Source organism: Amycolatopsis granulosa (genome assembly GCF_011758745.1).
Taxonomy (GTDB): domain Bacteria; phylum Actinomycetota; class Actinomycetes; order Mycobacteriales; family Pseudonocardiaceae; genus Amycolatopsis_E; species Amycolatopsis_E granulosa.
On record NZ_JAANOV010000001.1, the window covers coordinates 416,928 to 433,628 of the forward strand.

Annotated in this window: 18 protein-coding genes; 7 read left to right on the top strand and 11 right to left on the bottom strand. The window is 73.1% G+C overall.

The window, feature by feature from the left end:
- A complete protein-coding gene (locus FHX45_RS02000) occupies positions 1 to 984 on the bottom strand; it encodes a zinc-binding dehydrogenase (protein ID WP_167096323.1) in 984 nt (327 codons plus the stop codon).
- 85 nt (positions 985 to 1,069) lie between these two features.
- On the opposite strand from FHX45_RS02000, the gene FHX45_RS02005 reads away from it, so the two are divergent.
- Positions 1,070 to 1,774, top strand: coding sequence for a TetR/AcrR family transcriptional regulator (locus FHX45_RS02005; protein ID WP_167096324.1), 705 nt, complete (start codon positions 1,070 to 1,072; stop codon positions 1,772 to 1,774).
- Between the two features lie 360 nt (positions 1,775 to 2,134).
- Here FHX45_RS02005 and FHX45_RS02010 read toward each other — a convergent pair whose 3' ends face one another.
- From FHX45_RS02010 to FHX45_RS02020, 3 genes are read right to left on the bottom strand one after another with little or no spacing between them, the layout of a single operon-like run.
- A complete protein-coding gene (locus FHX45_RS02010) occupies positions 2,135 to 2,899 on the bottom strand; it encodes a polyprenol monophosphomannose synthase (protein ID WP_167096325.1) in 765 nt (254 codons plus the stop codon).
- Between the two features lie 26 nt (positions 2,900 to 2,925).
- Complete coding sequence (gene lnt / locus FHX45_RS02015; protein ID WP_167096326.1) at positions 2,926 to 4,515, bottom strand: apolipoprotein N-acyltransferase; 1,590 nt, start codon at positions 4,513 to 4,515, stop codon at positions 2,926 to 2,928.
- 10 nt (positions 4,516 to 4,525) lie between these two features.
- On the bottom strand, positions 4,526 to 6,136 hold the full coding sequence (locus FHX45_RS02020; RefSeq protein ID WP_167096327.1) for an amidohydrolase family protein: 1,611 nt from the start codon (positions 6,134 to 6,136) through the stop codon (positions 4,526 to 4,528).
- A 99-nt stretch (positions 6,137 to 6,235) separates the two neighbouring features.
- On the opposite strand from FHX45_RS02020, the gene FHX45_RS02025 reads away from it, so the two are divergent.
- The 4 genes from FHX45_RS02025 to FHX45_RS02040 all read left to right on the top strand — a co-directional run bounded on the left by FHX45_RS02025 (position 6,236) and on the right by FHX45_RS02040 (position 10,282).
- Positions 6,236 to 7,621, top strand: coding sequence for a KamA family radical SAM protein (locus tag FHX45_RS02025; RefSeq protein ID WP_167096328.1), 1,386 nt, complete (start codon positions 6,236 to 6,238; stop codon positions 7,619 to 7,621).
- Positions 7,622 to 7,787: 166 nt separating this feature from the next.
- Positions 7,788 to 8,270, top strand: a complete 483-nt coding sequence (locus tag FHX45_RS02030) for a MarR family winged helix-turn-helix transcriptional regulator (protein WP_167096329.1) — start codon at positions 7,788 to 7,790, stop codon at positions 8,268 to 8,270.
- Between the two features lie 59 nt (positions 8,271 to 8,329).
- Positions 8,330 to 9,310 carry a zinc-binding dehydrogenase gene (locus tag FHX45_RS02035; RefSeq protein WP_167096330.1) on the top strand — a complete coding sequence of 327 codons (981 nt, stop codon included), beginning with the start codon at positions 8,330 to 8,332 and terminating at the stop codon, positions 9,308 to 9,310.
- Positions 9,311 to 9,376: 66 nt separating this feature from the next.
- Positions 9,377 to 10,282, top strand: a complete 906-nt coding sequence (locus FHX45_RS02040; RefSeq protein ID WP_167096331.1) for an NmrA family NAD(P)-binding protein — start codon at positions 9,377 to 9,379, stop codon at positions 10,280 to 10,282.
- Between the two features lie 74 nt (positions 10,283 to 10,356).
- On the opposite strand, the gene FHX45_RS02045 is transcribed toward FHX45_RS02040, so the two are convergent.
- On the bottom strand, positions 10,357 to 10,602 hold the full coding sequence (locus tag FHX45_RS02045; protein ID WP_243868904.1) for a hypothetical protein: 246 nt from the start codon (positions 10,600 to 10,602) through the stop codon (positions 10,357 to 10,359).
- A gap of 185 nt (positions 10,603 to 10,787) precedes the next feature.
- Here FHX45_RS02045 and FHX45_RS02050 point away from each other — a divergent pair, with 185 nt between their 5' ends.
- Entirely contained in the window at positions 10,788 to 11,237 is a 450-nt protein-coding gene (locus tag FHX45_RS02050; RefSeq protein ID WP_167096333.1) for a hypothetical protein, read from the top strand.
- Here FHX45_RS02050 and FHX45_RS02055 read toward each other — a convergent pair.
- A complete protein-coding gene (locus tag FHX45_RS02055; protein ID WP_167096334.1) occupies positions 11,234 to 12,334 on the bottom strand; it encodes an MGDG synthase family glycosyltransferase in 1,101 nt (366 codons plus the stop codon). The genes FHX45_RS02050 and FHX45_RS02055 overlap by 4 nt on opposite strands.
- Entirely contained in the window at positions 12,331 to 13,218 is an 888-nt protein-coding gene (locus tag FHX45_RS02060) for a DMT family transporter (RefSeq protein WP_341771308.1), read from the bottom strand. The genes FHX45_RS02055 and FHX45_RS02060 overlap by 4 nt, the downstream gene beginning before the upstream one ends.
- A gap of 97 nt (positions 13,219 to 13,315) precedes the next feature.
- Between FHX45_RS02060 and FHX45_RS02065 the strand changes: the two genes are divergently transcribed.
- Entirely contained in the window at positions 13,316 to 14,392 is a 1,077-nt protein-coding gene (locus tag FHX45_RS02065; RefSeq protein WP_341771309.1) for a GDSL-type esterase/lipase family protein, read from the top strand.
- Here the strand turns inward: FHX45_RS02065 and FHX45_RS02070 are convergent.
- The 4 genes from FHX45_RS02070 to FHX45_RS02085 form a co-directional block, all read right to left on the bottom strand.
- Positions 14,379 to 15,419 carry a HEAT repeat domain-containing protein gene (locus tag FHX45_RS02070; RefSeq protein ID WP_167096335.1) on the bottom strand — a complete coding sequence of 347 codons (1,041 nt, stop codon included), beginning with the start codon at positions 15,417 to 15,419 and terminating at the stop codon, positions 14,379 to 14,381. The two genes, FHX45_RS02065 and FHX45_RS02070, sit on opposite strands and share 14 nt — an antisense overlap.
- Complete coding sequence (locus tag FHX45_RS02075) at positions 15,413 to 16,099, bottom strand: HEAT repeat domain-containing protein (RefSeq protein WP_167108235.1); 687 nt, start codon at positions 16,097 to 16,099, stop codon at positions 15,413 to 15,415. Before FHX45_RS02075 ends, FHX45_RS02070 begins: the two co-directional genes overlap by 7 nt.
- 62 nt (positions 16,100 to 16,161) lie before the next feature.
- Positions 16,162 to 16,461, bottom strand: coding sequence for a hypothetical protein (locus FHX45_RS02080; RefSeq protein WP_167096336.1), 300 nt, complete (start codon positions 16,459 to 16,461; stop codon positions 16,162 to 16,164).
- Complete coding sequence (locus tag FHX45_RS02085) at positions 16,454 to 16,675, bottom strand: hypothetical protein (RefSeq protein ID WP_167096337.1); 222 nt, start codon at positions 16,673 to 16,675, stop codon at positions 16,454 to 16,456. The genes FHX45_RS02080 and FHX45_RS02085 overlap by 8 nt, the downstream gene beginning before the upstream one ends.
- Between the last annotated feature and the right edge of the window lie 26 nt (positions 16,676 to 16,701).

The following is a 16,701-nucleotide window of genomic DNA, read 5'->3' on the forward strand; positions in this document are numbered from 1 at the left end:
TCACCCCTCCCGCGGGTTGTCGACGGTCAGCAGTGTCTTGCCCAGTGTGGTGCGGGCCTCGATCGCGCGTTGTGCCGCGGCGGCCTGGTCCAGGCGGAAGGTCTGCCCGATGAGCGGCCGCAACGTTCCGGCGGCGTTCATGTCCAGCGCATCGGCGATGAGGGCGCGGGCCTCGGCGGGGCTCGGCGCGGAGGTGAGGCCGATGACCTCGATCGAGCGGGCGCGCAGTTCGGCCGGATCGTGCTCGGCGTCCGTCCCGCTCGCCATCCCGTACACGCTGACACGTCCGCCGTCGCGCAGCGCCCGAACGGCCTGGGTGCCGACGGCCCCGCCGACGCCGTCGAAGACCAGGTCGAGACCTCTGCCCCCGGTGACGGCGCGGACCCGGTCCAGCCAGCCCGGCCGGGAGTAGTCGACAACGGCGGCGGCTCCCAGGCCCATGACCGGTTCCGCCTTCCACGCGCCCCGGGCCGCGCCGATGACGCGGGCCCCGTCGGCTGAGGCGAGCTGCACCAGCAGGCTGCCCACACCGCCGGCCGCTGCTTCCACCAGCACGTGCTCGTCGCGGTGCACGTTCGCCTGCCGATACAGCCACAACGCGGTGCGTCCGTCGGCGAGCAGCGCGACAGCGTCCCCGAGCGCCACCCCCTCCGGAACCGGAACGAGGTCTTGAGCCCGAGCCGTCGCCAGCTCGGCGTAACCGCCCTCACCGCCGGTCGTGGTGACCACGATCGTCCCCACCAGCACCGGATCCACGCCGGAACCGACCGCGACGACGCGCCCGCCCACGCCGTTGCCCGGCACACGCGGCAGACCGGGCCTGCTGAACGGCCCGCGGCCCGACCGCACCTGCGTCTCGACGAAGGTGATGCTGGCGTAGGCCACCGCGACCACCACCTGTCCGGGTTGGGGCTCAGGGTCGGGGACCTCGCGTATCCGCAGCACCTCCGGCCCGCCGAACTCCTCCATCACCACGGCACGCATGAGTCCTCCAAACGGATAGAAACCCTCTCGTTTGATCTGCACTATAACGGATAGAACCACTTCGTTTGAGCGCTAGACTGGCGCCATGGCACGCAAAGCCGCGCGGCACGCCGAGGCCGAACGCAATGATCGGGCCCTGTTGGAAGCCGCGAAGAAGGTCCTATCCAGGGACGGCGCACATGCGTCGATGGCGAAGGTCGCGGCCGAAGCCGGAGTGGGGATCGCCACTGTCTACCGTCGCTACCGCACCAAGGACGAGCTGTTCCAGCACATGTGCGCGCTGTCCCTCGACCAGTGGATCGACGCCGCCGAACAAGGGCTCCGGCACGACGATCCCTGGGAGGGGCTCGTCCACTACGCGACGACCGCCGTCGAGTTCAGCGGAGGTTCGCTCGGATCGCTGGCGGGCACGATCGCCATCAGCGACGAGATGGCCCGCAAGTTCACGCGTGCGGAGGAGCTGATGGCCGAACTGGTCGCTCGAGCGCACGCCGCCGGAGTCCTCAGGAGCGACGCCACACCCCTGGACATCGCACTGCTGATCGAGCAACTCGGCAAGTCACCCCTGGTCGACCAGCTCGAACGGCAGGGCCGCACCGACCTCACCGACGCGGCGGTCAACGCCCGTGGCCGCGTGATCGCCATCGCCCTCGACGGCCTGCGCGCCGGGAACCCGTCCTTGCCGGGGACCGCTCCGACGCCTGACCTCTTCTCCGGTCGCTGGGAACACGACCCAACGACCCAGTCCCCGTCGGCCACCACGAGGCGAAACCTTGCTCACTCCGGGTGACCACCACGCGTCTCGTGCTGACGGCTGAAGAGCTCTGCGGGCGTGCGCTTCAGTCGGACTCCGCACCACAGTGGATCAGCGGGGCATCGGCGGCCGCCGTGCCTGCTCATCGAGGCTCAGCCCGCCTCGCGGTGCCCCGGCCAGCAGCCCGGCGCGTGGGTCGCGCCGCCGCGCCCGACGCCTGGGCGTGTCGGCCTCGGTCCGCCGCCGTCTGCTGCCGCTCGGTGTAAGCCTTGACCACCGACACATCAGCGATTCCGAGCTGGCCCGCCAGGTAGTCCGCCACCTCGACCGGGACGTCCAGCGGATCGGATTCTCGTTCCGAGTCTGGTCGGCACCCGATCCCCCGCCGGTGATCAGTCAGCGGCGCAGCAGCGCCCGCACCTGACCGGCCCGGTAGCGGGCACCCCACACGCCGACGCGCAGCAGCGCCTCGCGGATGATGGTGCCGCTCATCTTGGACTGGCCGATCTCGCGTTCGGTGAAGGTGATCGGCACCTCGGCGACGGTGAAGCCGGCGCGGGCGGTGCGCCAGGCGAGGTCGATCTGGAAGCAGTAACCGCGGGAGGCGATCTCCTCCAGTGGCAGCTTCTCCAGCACCTCGCGACGATAGGCGCGGAACCCGGCGGTGACGTCCTTGATCCGCACCCCGAGTGCGAGCCGCGCGTAGAGGTTGGCGCCGCGGGAGAGCAGTTCCCGGTGGCGGGGCCAGTTCACCAGGCTGCCGCCCGGCACGTACCGCGAGCCGAGCACCAGGTCGGTGTCGCCGAGCGCCTCGAGCATGCGGGGCAGGTCCTCGGGGGCGTGCGAGCCGTCGGCGTCCATCTCGACGATCGTGCGGTAGTCGCGCGCCAGGCCCCAGCGGAAACCGGCGACGTAGGCGGCGCCGAGTCCGGCCTTCGCACTGCGGTGGAGCACGTGGACGCGGTCGTCGCCGGCGGCGATCTTGTCCCCCAGCTCGCCGGTTCCGTCCGGGCTGTTGTCGTCGACCACGAGGGCGTGCACCGCGGGTAAGACCCGCTGCAGCCGGTCGAGGATGAGCGGCAGGTTGTCCCGTTCGTTGTACGTCGGGACCACCACCAGCACCGGATCGATCGGCCGGGCCACCCGTGGCGCGTGCGCCATCCCCTTGTTCCTCCCCCGCGGAGTGATCACCCCGCCCTGGTCGCCGTTGTGCTCGTCGCCCGGGTGCGCGAACGGAGCAGGAGCCCGGTCAGGATCGCGGCGACCGCCGCAACGACGAGCCCGTACTCCGTCCACGCCCCCAGTCGATCCGACAGCGTAGCCTGCGTGCGCAGCGGCACGGTGCCGACCAGGGATGCGGGGGTGAACTGCCCGGTCGACTGCGTCACGGTGCCGTCCGGCTCGACCAGCGCGCTGACCCCGGTGGTCGAGGACACCACCACGGCGCGGCCGTGCTCGACGGCGCGCAGCCGGGCCATGGCCAGCTGCTGGTAGGACATCTCGCTGCGCCCGAACCAGCCGTTGTTGGTGGGCAGCACGATCAGCTGGGCACCGTCGCGCACCGCGTCGCGGGGGACGTAGTCGTAGGCGATCTCGTAGCAGATCGGCACGGCCACGCGGGTGCCGGCGACGTCGAGCACCGCGGGTGCGGTGCCGGCCCGCATGTCGCCGGTGTCGTCGACGAACGGGGTGAACCAGCGGGCGATCGCGCGGGCCGGGACGAACTCGGCGAAGGGCACCAGTTCTTGTTTGCTGTAGCTCGCGCCGCGGCCGGTTACCGGGGTCCACACGAACTCGGTGTTCTGCGTGGGCTGTCCGGGTTCCCGGTACCGGGCACCGATGAGGGTGGGCACGCCGAGGTCGCGCACCGCCTGGTCCACGGCGGGATCGGCTCCGGTGAGGTCGGTGGCGGTTTCCGGCCAGACGACCAGGTCCGGGGCGGGCACGGCGCCGGTGCGGATCTGCCCGGCCAGCACTTCGCTCTGCGTCAAGTGGTTCGCGCGCAGGGTGGGGGCTTCGTTCATCAGGTCGAGGCCGACGTCGGGCGCGTTGCCCTGCACGATCGCGACCGTGCGGGTGCCGGCCTGTGCGCCGGTGCCGATCGTGGGCCACAGCGCCAGTCCGGCGACGACCGGCACGACGGTGGCGACAACGGGCAGCCGCAGCCCCCGCCGGTCGCGGCGGGCGGCGCTGGCGAGCAGCGCGGCCAGGCCGAACCCGGTGACGACCACGGCGAACCCGACCAAGGGCGCACCGCCGATCGAGGCGAGCGGGGTGAACGCTCCCCCGGGCTGGCTGAACGCGACCCGCCCCCAGGGGAACCCGCCGAGGGGCCACCAGGTGCGCGGCGTTTCGCTGGCGATCACGACCATCGCCATCCACACCGGGCCGCCGGGCAGCCGCGCGACGACGGTGCAGCAGGCAGCGGCCAGCCCGAGGTAGGCGGCCAGTGCGCCGGACAGCGCGCCCCACGGCGCGGGGCCGAACCCGCGGCCGAGGAAGTCCTGCAGCCACAGCAGCAGCGGCAGGTACAGGCCGAGCCCGAACACGAAGCCGTAGCCCAGGCCACCCCAGAACCGGCGCCCGCGCAGCGCGACGCCGAGCCCGGCGAACCCGAGCGGCGCCAGCCACCACAGGTCGCGGGGCGCGAAGCTGAGGTAGAACACGAACCCCGACGCCGCCGCGAGCGCGAGCCGCAGCAGCCAGGACCGCCAGTTCCGCTTCGTCCGGGCGGGGGGCGCCGCGGGGGCGGCGGACTGGGCCACTGGTGCTGCCATGCGAGCAACCTTAGGCCGCGGAGGTGAACGCGTCGTAGAGCACCTGACCCGCGCGGACGGTCCGCAGGCAGGTCGGCAGTGGCGCGCCGGGGTCGAGCGGCGGCAGCGCCGGCACCCGGGAGCGCGGGTCGGTGGACCAGCGCTGGACCCGCGAGTCGGGGGCGGCCACGACGAGGTCGGCGGCATCCCAGATGGCGTAGTGGGCGGGGGCGCCGGGGACCAGGCTGCCGGTGCGGCCGTCGTGGACACCGGCGGCGCGGTGCCCGCCGCGGGTGTGGGCGGTGAACGCGGCGCGCGCGGACAGGCCGGAGCCGGGAGTGCGGTGGTGGATGGCGGCGCGCACGGCTTCCCACGGCTGCAACGGGGTGACCGGGCAGTCGGAGCCGAAGGCGAGCAGGACCCCTTCGGCGGCCAGCATCGCGAACGGGTTCATCCGCGCGGCCCGTTCGGCGCCCAGCCGCTGGGCGTACATGCCCTCGGGCCCGCCCCACAGGGCGTCGAACCGGGGCTGCACCGATGCGGTGACGCCCCAGCCGGCCAGTGCCCTGGCCTGGTCGGCGTCGATCATCTCGAGGTGTTCGAGGCGGTGGTGGCCACCGGCGAGGGCGCGTTGCCCCACGCTCTTCTCGGCGAGCTGGAAGCCGTGGACGACCTCGGCGACGCCGGCGTCGCCGATGACGTGGAAGCCGGCCTGGAGCCCGGCTTCGGTGCAGGCGACCAGGTGCGCGGCGATGGCGTCCGCGTCGAGGTAGCGGGCGCCGGCCGAGCCGGGCTCGTCGAGGTAGGGCTCCTCCAGCGCGGCGGTGCGGGAGCCGAGGGCGCCGTCGACGAACAGGTCACCGGCCAGGCCGCGCAGGCCGAGGCGGCGGGCGACGTCGACGGCTCCGGGCTCGCCCCAGTAGCCGACGACCTCGGGGTGACCGGGTTCGGCGGCCAGGGCGAGCAGGTCGGCGAGGTCCTCCTCGCCGGAGATGTCGGGGCCGGCGCACTCGTGGACGCTGACGATGCCGCGTGCGGCGGCCAGCCGGAGGAACGCCTGCTGAGCGCGGCGGCGCTGCTCGCGGGTGAGCGCCGCCCGGACGGCGGCGCGGACGTGGTGGTGGGCGTCGCGGGTCAGCGGGCCGTCCGCCGACCACCCGGCGGCGTCGCGCGCGGTCGGCGCGAGGTCCACCAGGGCGGTGGACACCAGTGCGGAGTGGACGTCGACGCGGCTGAGGTAGACGGGCACACCGCCGGCGGCCTCGTCGATCTCGGCGCGGCTGGGCAGCCGGGGCGCGGACCAGGCGGTCTCGTCCCAGCCGTGGGCGACGAGAACCTCACCGGGGCGGGCGGCGCCCCGGACCGCGGCCAGCAGCCCGGCGGCGTCGGTGACCCCGCCGAGGTCGACCCCGGCCAGGTGCAGGCCGGTGGCGGTGGCGTGCACGTGGGCGTCGACGAAACCGGGGGCGACGAACGCGCCGTCGAGGTCGTGGATCTCCGCATCCGGGTGCAGCGCGCGGCCTGGGCCGTCCTGGCCGACCCAGACGATCGTGCCGCCGGTGACGGCCATCGCGGTGGCATCGGGGTTGCTGGGCGAGTGGATACGCCCGCCGAGCAGGAGCGTGGTGCTGTCGTCGGTCACGGTGTCGAGTGTGCACGATCGGGTCGCGACGAAAGCTTTTCCGTCGTATTCTCACTTTCACCGCAGATTTTGACGTCTGATGGCCGACGAGGAGAAGAGATGACTGCGATCCAGGAAGTCTCCCCCGCCGAGAGCTCCGAGAGCACCACCGGTGCCGCCGGACAGCCCTACGCCTACCGCCGTACGGAGCTGGTCGAACCGGACTGGCGCCGCTTCCCCGGCTGGCGGGAGGTGACCGAGGCGCAGTGGCGGGACGCGCAGTGGCAGCGGGTGCACTGCGTGCGCAACATCAAGCAGCTGCGCGCGGTGCTCGGCGACCTCATCGGCGAGCGGTTCTACGACGACCTGGCCGCCGACCAGCGCGAGCTGGCGACGATGTCGATGCTGGTGCCGCCGCAGATGCTCAACACCATGTCGGTGGACTCGACCGACGCCTTCTACGCCGACCCGGTCCGCCGCTACATGCTGCCGGTGCGCAGCGACCGCGACCCGGACTGGCCCAGTCACCCGCACTCCGCGCGCGACTCACTGCACGAGGCGGAGATGTGGGTGGTGGAGGGCCTGACCCACCGCTACCCCACGAAGGTGCTGGCGGAGCTGCTGTCCACCTGCCCCCAGTACTGCGGGCACTGCACGCGGATGGACCTGGTGGGCAACTCGACCGACCAGGTCGTCAAGCACAAGCTGGACCTCAAGCCGGTGGACCGCCAGGACGCGATGATCGACTACCTGCGCCGTACGCCCGGGGTGCGGGACGTCGTGGTGTCCGGCGGTGACGTGGCGAACGTGCCGTGGCACCAGCTGGAGTCGTTCCTGATGCGGCTGCTGGACATCGAGACCGTGCGGGACATCAGGCTGGCCACCAAGGCGCTGGCCGGGCTGCCGCAGCACTGGTTGCAGCCCCGGATCGTCGAGGGGCTGGAGCGGGTGGCCGGCACGGCGCGGCGCCGCGGCGTGAACCTGGCGATCCACACGCACGTCAACCACGTCCAGTCGGTGACCCCGCTGGTCGCCGAGGCGGCGCGGACGGCGCTGGAGGTCGGCGTGCGGGACGTGCGCAACCAGGGGGTGCTGATGCGTGGGGTGAACGCCACCCCGGCGGCACTGCTGGACCTCTGCTTCGCCTTGCAGGGCGAGGCGAACATCCTGCCGTACTACTTCTACCTGTGCGACATGATCCCCAACGCCGAGCACTGGCGCCTGGCGGTGTGGGAGGCGCAGGAGCTGCAGCACGCCATCATGGGGTACCTGCCGGGCTACGCCACCCCGCGCATCGTCTGCGACGTGCCCTACGTCGGCAAGCGCTGGGTGCACCAGCTCGCCGAGTACGACCGGGAGCGCGGCATCTCCTACTGGACGAAGAACTACCGCACCGGGATCGAGCACTCCGACCCGGAGGCGTTGCGCCGCCACTACCCCTACTACGACCCCATCCGCACGCTTCCTGCGGACGGGCGAGCGTGGTGGGCGCAGCAGGCGAGCTGACCGCTCGCCCCACGCACGGCGAATCCGGCCCCGGCGCGATCTTCCGACAGCGCGCCGGGGCCGGATCGTGTCCAGCGGGACACATCGAGATGTATGCGCTTGCATCGACTCGCCCGACGTGTATAGTTGGTTTTGTCAAACCAACCTTTTCGGATGGGGTGTGCGGATGGACCAGGTAGCGGCCGGCAACGGCCTGTCCCGTCCCCAGCGTGAGGCCGTTGACGGAGTGGCGGCCGCCCTGGCCACGGTGGGCAACTGGATGTTCGCTCCGGCCACCCGCCGCAAGATCATGGCCGCGTCCGGGCTGGACCTGTCGCTGGGCGACTACACCCTGCTGGCCCAGGTGTCGCTGCACGCGCCGGTGCGACTGTCGGTCCTGGCGGAGCTGATGGAGGTGGACAAGTCCACCCTCTCCCCGCCGGCCAAACGCCTGGAATCACGCGGATTGATCGAGCGCCGACCCGATCCGGCCGACGCCCGCGCCCAGCTGGTGAGCGTCACCCGGGCCGGGAAACTCGCCATCGGCAAGCTCTGGAAGGCGCGCGCCGCCGCGGTTGCCGCCCTGCTCGCGGACTGGGACGCGGCCGATGTCGAGCAACTGGCCGCGAGCCTCGGCGCGCTCAGCGAAGCGATCAAGAGAGGGCGCTGAGCCCCTTTCCGTCCGCCACACACCCCGCACGACTTTCGCACATCAAGGAAGTGAGTCGCATGCGTGCCGTTCTGCTGCACGAATTCGGGCCGCCCGCCCAGCTGCGCGTCGCGGACGTGCCCACGCCGGAACCGGCCGCGGGCGAGGTCGCGGTGCAGGTCGCCGCGGCCGGCATCCAGTTCCTGGAGACGCAGGTCCGCGCCGGGACCATGCGCGGCGTTCTCGGTGGCGCGCCGCTGCCGGTGATCCTCGGCAAGGAGATCGCCGGAGTGGTCACCGAGGTCGGTCCCGGTGGCGACACCGGCCTGATCGGCGCCCGCGTCCTGGCCAGCACCACCGGCCTGGGCGGGTACGCCGAGACCGCCGTCGTCCCGGCCGACAGCCTCGTCCCGGTGCGCGACGGGGTCGAGCTGCCCGAGGCCGTCGCCCTCTACCGGTACGGCGTCACCGCGCAGGGCCTGGTCAGGGCGGCCCGCGTGACCGCCGGTGACCGGGTCCTGGTACTGGCGGCCGCGGGCGCCGTCGGCACGATCCTGGTGCAGCTGCTCAAGCGGGCCGGGGCCACCGTCGTCGCGGCCGCTCGCGGGGAGCGCAAGCTCGCGCTGCTCGGCGAGCTGCGGGCCGACCACGTGGTGGACTACTCGCTCCCCCACTGGACGGCCCGCGTCCGGGACGCCGTGGGCGGTCCCGTGGACGTCGTGTACGACCACGTCGGCGGAGCGCTCGGACGTGCCGCGTTCGAGCTGCTCACCCCGGGCGCGGGGCGCCAGATCACGTTCGGCTTCTCCAGCGGCACCCCGCTGGAGGTGCGGCCCATGGAACTGCTCGGCCGGAGCCTGACCCTGACCGGGTTCAGCGCCGGTTCCCTCTGGAGCCGGCCCGAACTGGCCCGCGACCTGGCGACCGAAGTCCTGGAACTGGCCGCGGCCGGCCAGATCCGTCCGGTCATCGGCCAGCGTTTCCCACTGGAGCGGGCAGCCGACGCGCACGCCGCGATCGAAGCCCGCGACACCGTCGGCAAAACGCTCCTCATCCCCTGACCGGGTCGAAACCCCCGCGGACCCGCGGGGCCACGTCAACATTCAGCACGAAGGAGTTCACACCTCATGTCCGCTTCCCCCAAGATCTTCGTGGCCGGTGCCACCGGGCTGCTCGGCGGCCAGATCGTCCGGGCCCTGCTCGACCAGGGCGCGTCCGTCCGGGCGCTGGTCCGGCCCGGGACCAGTGACGAGAAGAAGCGTTCCCTGACCGCCGGGGCCGGCGACGTGGAGCTGGTCGAGGGTGACATCACCGCTCCGGCCGAGCGCCTGGCCGAGGCGATCGGCGACGCCACCACCGTGGTCTCGGCGGTGCAGGGCGGCCCCGACGTCATCGTGGACGGGCAGGCCAACCTCCTGCGCGCCGCGGAGAAGGCCGGTGCCCGGCGGTTCATCCCGTCCGACTTCGCCATCGACATCAACAAGCTCGACGACGGCGACAACTTCATGATCGACTGGCGCCGGAAGGCCGCCGCTGAGCGCACCGGCACCGGCATCGAGGTGGTTTCCGTGCTCAACGGGGCCTTCTACGAGGTGATGGTCGGCTTCATGGGGATCGTCGACTGGGAGCAGGGCACCCTGTCCCACTGGGGCGACCCCGACCAGCCGCTCGACCTGACCTCGGTGGCCGACACCGCGGCCTACACCGCCGCCGTCGCCCTCGACCCGTCGGCCACCGGCACCCTGCGCTTCGCCGGTGACGTCGTCTCGATGCGCGAGTTCCACGAGGCGGTCCAGCGCGGCTCCGGCCGCACCCTGCAACTGCGTCACCTCGGCAGCGCCGACGACCTGCGGGCGGAGATCACCCGGCAGGCGGCGGTCGCCGAGAACCCGTTCGACTACGTGGCGCTGCAGTACCAGTGGTGCATGGTCAGTGGCAAGGGCAAGTTCGACCAGCTGGACAACGACCGGTACCCACACGTCAAGCCCCAGTCGGTGGCCGACTTCGTCGCCGCCAACCCGTCGGCGAACTGAGGGACTGGTTCCGGTGGGCCGGTGCGCGGCTCACCGGAACCAGTCCGGCCGCGCGACCTCGTGGCCGGGGCCCCTCAGACGTGCCGCAACACCTCGTTGAGCAGGTTGCCGCCACGATCGAGGCAGTCGTCGCAGATGACGGCACCGGTCTGGCGGCAGCTCATCCGCCGCAACGACCGGGTGAAACCGAAGAAACCGCGGCGGTCGCTGCGGTCGCAGAACTCGCACGGCTGCCCGCCGCCGCGGACGCGTTCCAGTTCGGTGCCGCCGCGGCTGACGCGGGGATGCCCGTCGCGGACCAGGCCGAGCCCGGCCTCCACACAGCGAGCACAGATGGGACCGGCCGGGCCGGGAACCCGCCGCTCGCCGGCCGTGGGCGGGGTGTCGCAGAACCTGCACCGCATCACCCGGTTTTCCCCACCCGGTCGCGCCGGAAACCCGCGCGACCGCGGTGGGCCGCGCGTAGCGTGGAACCGGGAGCCCGCTCACCAACGGAGGTGAACAGATGCGCAGGAAGCGCCGCGCCCGGTGGGTGCGGATCGAACCGTGGCACATCCCGGTCCGGCTGGTCACCGGCGCCTTCATCCTGAACTCGGGCCTGACGAAGCAGACCGCGGACGAGACCGGCGCCACCCAGTTGCACGGCTTCGCCGCCGGTGCCTACCCGCCGGTTAAACAGATCCAGCCGCAGCGGTTCGTGCAGATGCTCTCCGCCGGGGAGATCACACTGGGCGCCGCGCTGCTGATCCCCGCCGTGCCGCCGCTGGTGGCCGGCGCGGGGCTCGCCGCGTTCTCCGCCGGACTGCTCGGCCTCTACGCCCGCACGCCTGGCATGCGCAGGGAGCGGTCGGTGCGGCCCACCGAGCAGGGCACCGGGCTGGCCAAGGACGTGTGGATGTTCGGCATCGGCACGGCCCTGGTGCTCGACCACTTCCTGGGTGCGCACCGCCACTAGACGGGCTGCCCGGCGAGGGCCCGCAAGGCGTCGTCGAGGTCGCCGGCCGACTCCAGGTGCCGGGCGGCGGCCTCGGTCATCGTCTTGCCCAGCCCCGGGGTGTCGATCAGCTGCCGGACGGCCGCGGTGAGCTCGCCGTCGGCCTCGCACACCATCGCCAGCCCGGCTTCGGCCATCAGCCGGGCGTTGGCTCGGCCGTGCGCGGCGATCGGGCGGTGCATCAGCACCGGGCGGGCACATGCGAGAGCCTCCAGCCCGGTGGCGCCCCCCGCGTTGGTGACCACCACGTCCGCGGCGACGGTGAACCCGGCCATGTCGTCGGTCCAGCCCAGCACCCGCAGACGCGGATCGGTCAGCCGCCGCAACGCACGCGCCAGGCGCTCGTTGCGACCGCACACCACCACCGGCACCACCGACGGGTGGGCGGCCAGCAGTTCCCGCGCCGCGGCCTCCACCTGTCCGAACCCGAGCGACCCGCACGACACCAGCGCCACGAACGCCTCCGGCGGGAGGCCGAGCCTGCGGCGGGCGGCCTCCCGGTCGCCGGGGCGGAACACGGCCCGCACCGGCGGCGCGGACACCGCGACCGGCGCGTCCGGCACGCACCGCACCGCAGGCGGGATCGCCACCGGATGCATCACCAGGTTGCGGTCGATGCGCCCGTACACCCAGAACGGGTGCGGTGCGAAATCCGAGATCCAGGCGCCCACCGGGGACGGCAGCCGGCCGCGCCGGCGCAACCACTCCAGCCCCGCCGTGCCCAGCGGGTAGGTGGACAGCACCAGGTCCGGCTGCCCGAGGACCCGCGCGAGCCGCCGGCCGCACCACGCGCCGGTGAAGCGTTTGCAGGCGGCGGCGAACCAGCGCCACCGCCACAGCGCCCAGTAGAAGAACTCGTACAGCCACGGGGTGCGGCGCACGTTGGTGACGTAGATCTGCCGGAACAGCGGTCCCACGCCCGGGCCCATCACGTCCAGCGCGTCGAGCCAGCGGATCTCCGCGTCCGGCCACAACCGGTGCACGGCCTCGGCGAGGGCACGGCCGGTGGCGTTGTGGCCTTCGCCCATCGTCGCGGACAGCACCAGGACCTGTTTCACCGGGACTCCTCGTGGGTCAGGCGCGCCGCGCGGGCGGACAGCACCACGATGCCGGCGACGACGACCAGCCCGGCCAGGCCGGCGCCGGCGAGCGCGCCCGGGTCGTGGTTGACGGTCTCCCCCAGCCACCACACGCCGATCGCCACACCGACGAGCGGGTCGAGGGCGGTGATCACCGCCAGCGCCGGCGTGAGGAACTCGCCGCGCTGGAAGGTGTTCTGGCTCAGCAGGAATCCGAGCGGGCCGACGATGCAGACGACGTAGAGCACGGGATGGGTGAACGGCTCGGCAAGGCTTTCGCGTGCCTGCCCGGCGACGACCTTCATCAAACCCGCCGTCACGCCGTAGAGCACGCCGGTGGCGACGGCGAGCCCGAGGACACGCGACGCGCCGTGCCGCAGCACGGACACGGCGAGCCCGACCACGGTGAGCCCGGCCAGGGTCAGCGCCAGCACCACCGGGGCCGGCCCGGACACGGCGGGCGTGCCGTCCTCGCCGGGCCGCGTCAGCACCAGCACCGCGGCCAGCCCGGCCACGCACATCAGCGAGCCGGCGCCGAGCACCGCGTCCGGGCGGCGGCGGTCCAGCCGGTCGGCGAACAACCCGGCGAAGATCAGCGAGGTGACCAGCAGCGGCTGCACCACCAGCAGCGGCGCGAACGCCAGCGCCACCAGCTGCAGCGCCAGCCCGGCGACCGTGGCGACGATCCCGGCGAGCCACAGCGGGCGGTGCGCCAGGTGGGTCAGCAGCGACGGGTCGAGCGTGCGGGCGACCTCCACCTGTTTCGTGGCGCGCGCCTGCGCGGCGCTGGCCAAGCCCATCAGGGCCGCACCGACCACGGCGGCCGGCACGGCCACCTCCAGCGCGCTCGGTCCTGTCGGCACCTCACCCCCTCGGTTCTCCTCCGACGGTAGCCCGCAGCGACGATCACCGCAGCGGGTTTCACCAGGGCTTTGACCGCGCTTCTCTAGACTGCCACCGGTGCGGCGGTTTCGGTGGTGGATCGGTGGGGGCGTTTCGCTCCTCGTCCTGGTGCTGGTGGCGATCTTCGTGTTCGCCGGGCCCGGCACGCCACCCGGCCCGTTGCACCGGCCCGGGCCGCCCGGCATCGGTCCGCTGACGATCGTGTCGATGGGCGACAGCACCCTGTCCGGTGAGGGCGCCGGGGACTACACGGCGGACACCAACGGCACCGGCGGCGATTGGTGCCACCGCTCCCCGCACGCCACGGTGGCCGAGGTCGACGTGCCGGGAATCGTGGAGAAGGTCAACCTCGCCTGCTCGGGCGCACCGTCGGCGCAGGTCGGGCTGGGTGAGGTGCGGCAGTGGACCGAGCCGTCGCAGGCCGCGCGGCTGGCGGAGCTGGTGAAGACCCACCGGGTCGCCGCGGTCGTGGTGGCCGTGGGCGCCAACGACGACCCGCACTTCTCGCAGCTGATCTCGCAGTGCTTCCAGGCGTGGTTCGTCGCCGGCAGCCCACCCTGCCGCACCGCGATCGGCCCGGGCTGGCAGCAGCGCATCGACGCGATGGTGCCGAAGGTGGTCTCGGCCCTGGGCGACATCAAGGCGGTGCTCGCCCGCGCCGGGTACCAGCCGGAGGACTACCAGCTGGTGCTCCAGTCCTACGCGGCGCCGATCGGGCCGGGGATCCCGGCGAACCTGCAGAACCTCAACGGCTGCCCGTTCCGCACCGAGGACCTGCACTGGGTGGTCGAGGAGGGGGTGCCGGTACTCTCGCGCGGGCTCGCGGCGGCCGCCGCGCAGGCCGGCGCGCGGTTCCTGGACCTGGCCCGGGCGGGACTGGGGCACGAGGCGTGCAGCGGCGGCCCCGATGCCTCGAAGGAATGGTTCAGCCGGCTGACGCTGCAGCTCAACGACCTGGCCGACGCCGACCGCGCCAGCCATGCCATTCAGGAATCGTTCCACCCGAACGCGAACGGGCACGGCGAGTTCGGCCGCTGCCTGAGCGAATTCCTGGTGACCGACGGTCCCCGGGCCGCCTGCCTTGCCGGGCAGGACGGGCACCTCCACCCGGCGGCGCCGGTCACCGCGGGGTGACGCCGGGCCCGGGTCGGTCCGCGGCGCGCCGGTCGACCACGTCGGCGAGGGCCGCGGCGACCAGGGCGACCGACCGGTCGTCGTCGTGGGCCAACCGGCGCAGCAGCCCCTGCGCACTGGTCCCCGGCATCTCCGCCAGTGCCTGGGCCAGGCGTATCCGCACGGCGGCGTCCGTGGGGTGCGCGTCGACCTCGCCGGCCAGGGCGGTCATGATCCGCTCCGCGCACGCCGGGTCCCGCGCCAGCGTGCCCAGGACCTCGGCCGCCTCGATGTCGTTCGGGCCCTCGACCACCATGCCGACCAGCGTCGGCACGGCCGTGGTCGCGCCCCGCGCGCCCAGGGCGAGCGCGGCGTGCTTGCGCACCGTCGCGTCCGGGTCCGCGAGTGCGTCCGCGAGCACCGCGGCCGCCTCCGCGCCGGGCATCGCGGCGATCGCCAGGACCGCGCGGCGGCGGACGTCAACATCCGCCGAACGCATCCCCGCGGCCAGGGTCGGGACGACGTCGCCGTCCGCGCGTGCGAGGGCCCAGCGCAGCGCGCCGGCGACATTCGGATCGGATTCGGCGAGGACCGCTTCGGCCAGCACCTCAACGGGAACCGGCACGTCCTCGGCGGGGGCCAGGACGGTCTGCTGCCGGCGGGCGGCACTGGCCGAGGTGAGACCGTGCAGCAGCTCGACGAGGCGCAGGACGTCCGGCCAGCGGGCGGGTGCCGAGGCATCGACCGCACGCAGCCGCTCGAGCAGCTCCTGCTCCCGCTTCAGCCGCTCTTCGGTCCGCCGGATCAGGTCGGCGACCAGTGCGGACGGTGCGAAGGCGGGGTCGTCGAGCACCCGCCCGATCTCCCGCAGGGACAACCCCAGCGACCGGAGGCTCTCCACGTGGAAGATCCGGCGGATGTCCTCGGCGGAGTACTCGCGGTAACCGCCCACCGTCCGGCCGGTGGGGCGCGCCAGCCCGAGGGTGTCGTAGTGCCGCAGCATCCGCGTGCTCACCCCCGAGCGGCGCGCCACCTCGCCGATCAGCACGTTGTTTCCCCGGCCCGTTCCGGTCCGAGCGCGACGACCCGTTTCGCCTCGTCAAGAGCCGGCCCGAAACCGGCGTCCGGGTCGCGCAGGAGCCGCTCCGTCGCGTGCGCGTGGGCGCGCACCGTCACATCGGCGCTCCCGAGCGCCCGGCGCAGCACCGGCTCGATCACGTCCCCGAGCGCGACGAGCGCGCGGCTGAGGCTCAGCTGCACGGTCCGGTCGCCGCGCCCCAGTTGCGCCGCCAGCTCCCCGGCGAGTGCGGCCTCCTGCCCGGCCGGCACGAGGATCACGGCGGCGCGCCAGGCGCTGCGCGCGACCTCGTCGTCGGCGTCACGCAGGAACGAGCTGGTCAGCGCCGGCCACGCGCTCTTGTCCCCGATCTTGGACAGGGTGTGCAACGCCTGACTGCGCGCCTGCGCACGCTGCGAGCCGAGCTCCGCCAGCAGCCTGGGCACCGTGATCTCCCGCGGGTGCCGGGTGAGTGCCCAGGTGAGCATGTCGCGGACGAAGAAGTCCGGCTCGACCGCGCAGCGCGCCACGAGCGGATCGACGAGACCGGGGACGGGGTGCGTGCCCGCGGCCAGTGCGGCCTGCAGCCGCGTCGAGGAGTCCGCGGCGGCCAGCGCGTCGAGCGGGCCCGGGTGCGATGGGTTCCTGGGTGTCGGGTCGATGACGATCACCTCCAGCGCCCAGTGCACTCCTTGTCACAGTGTCAAGGTCAAGGGCTGCGGCGCGGGGCCGGTCACAGATCGAGCGCGGCGCGGAGCGCGATGTCCACCTGTTCCTGCGTCTGCTGGTCGATCTCGGCGATGCGGTCGACGAGCCAGCCGCGGTAGAGGCGGGTCAGGAACAGCGTGGAGATCCAGAACCGGCTGTCCAGGGCGACGCCGAGGATGTCCTGCGGGTCGTCCTCGAGCAGTTCGGTGCCGATGAGCCAGGGGCGTTCCGATTCGTTCACCCCGTCGGACGACAGCAGCAGCACGGTGCGCTCCCGCGCGGGTTGGGTGGGCGGCTTGTACGCCCAGATCTCGCCCTTACGCACCCAGGTCCTGTTCCGCCGCGATCAGTTCCGCCTCGTCCGCCGTCGCGAGTGCCTCCGCGTCGTGCGGCCGCGCCCGGTAGCCGGTGCGGACGGCCTCCCGCCGCGCGGCGCGGGACAACCACGCCGACAGCGAGATGCCGTGCGCCTTGGCGGCGCGCTCGGCGTACTCGATGGCCGCCGTGTCGAGCGAGAGCGTGACCTTACGTGTTGCCATACCTTTTATCGTACTCCTCGCCCGGC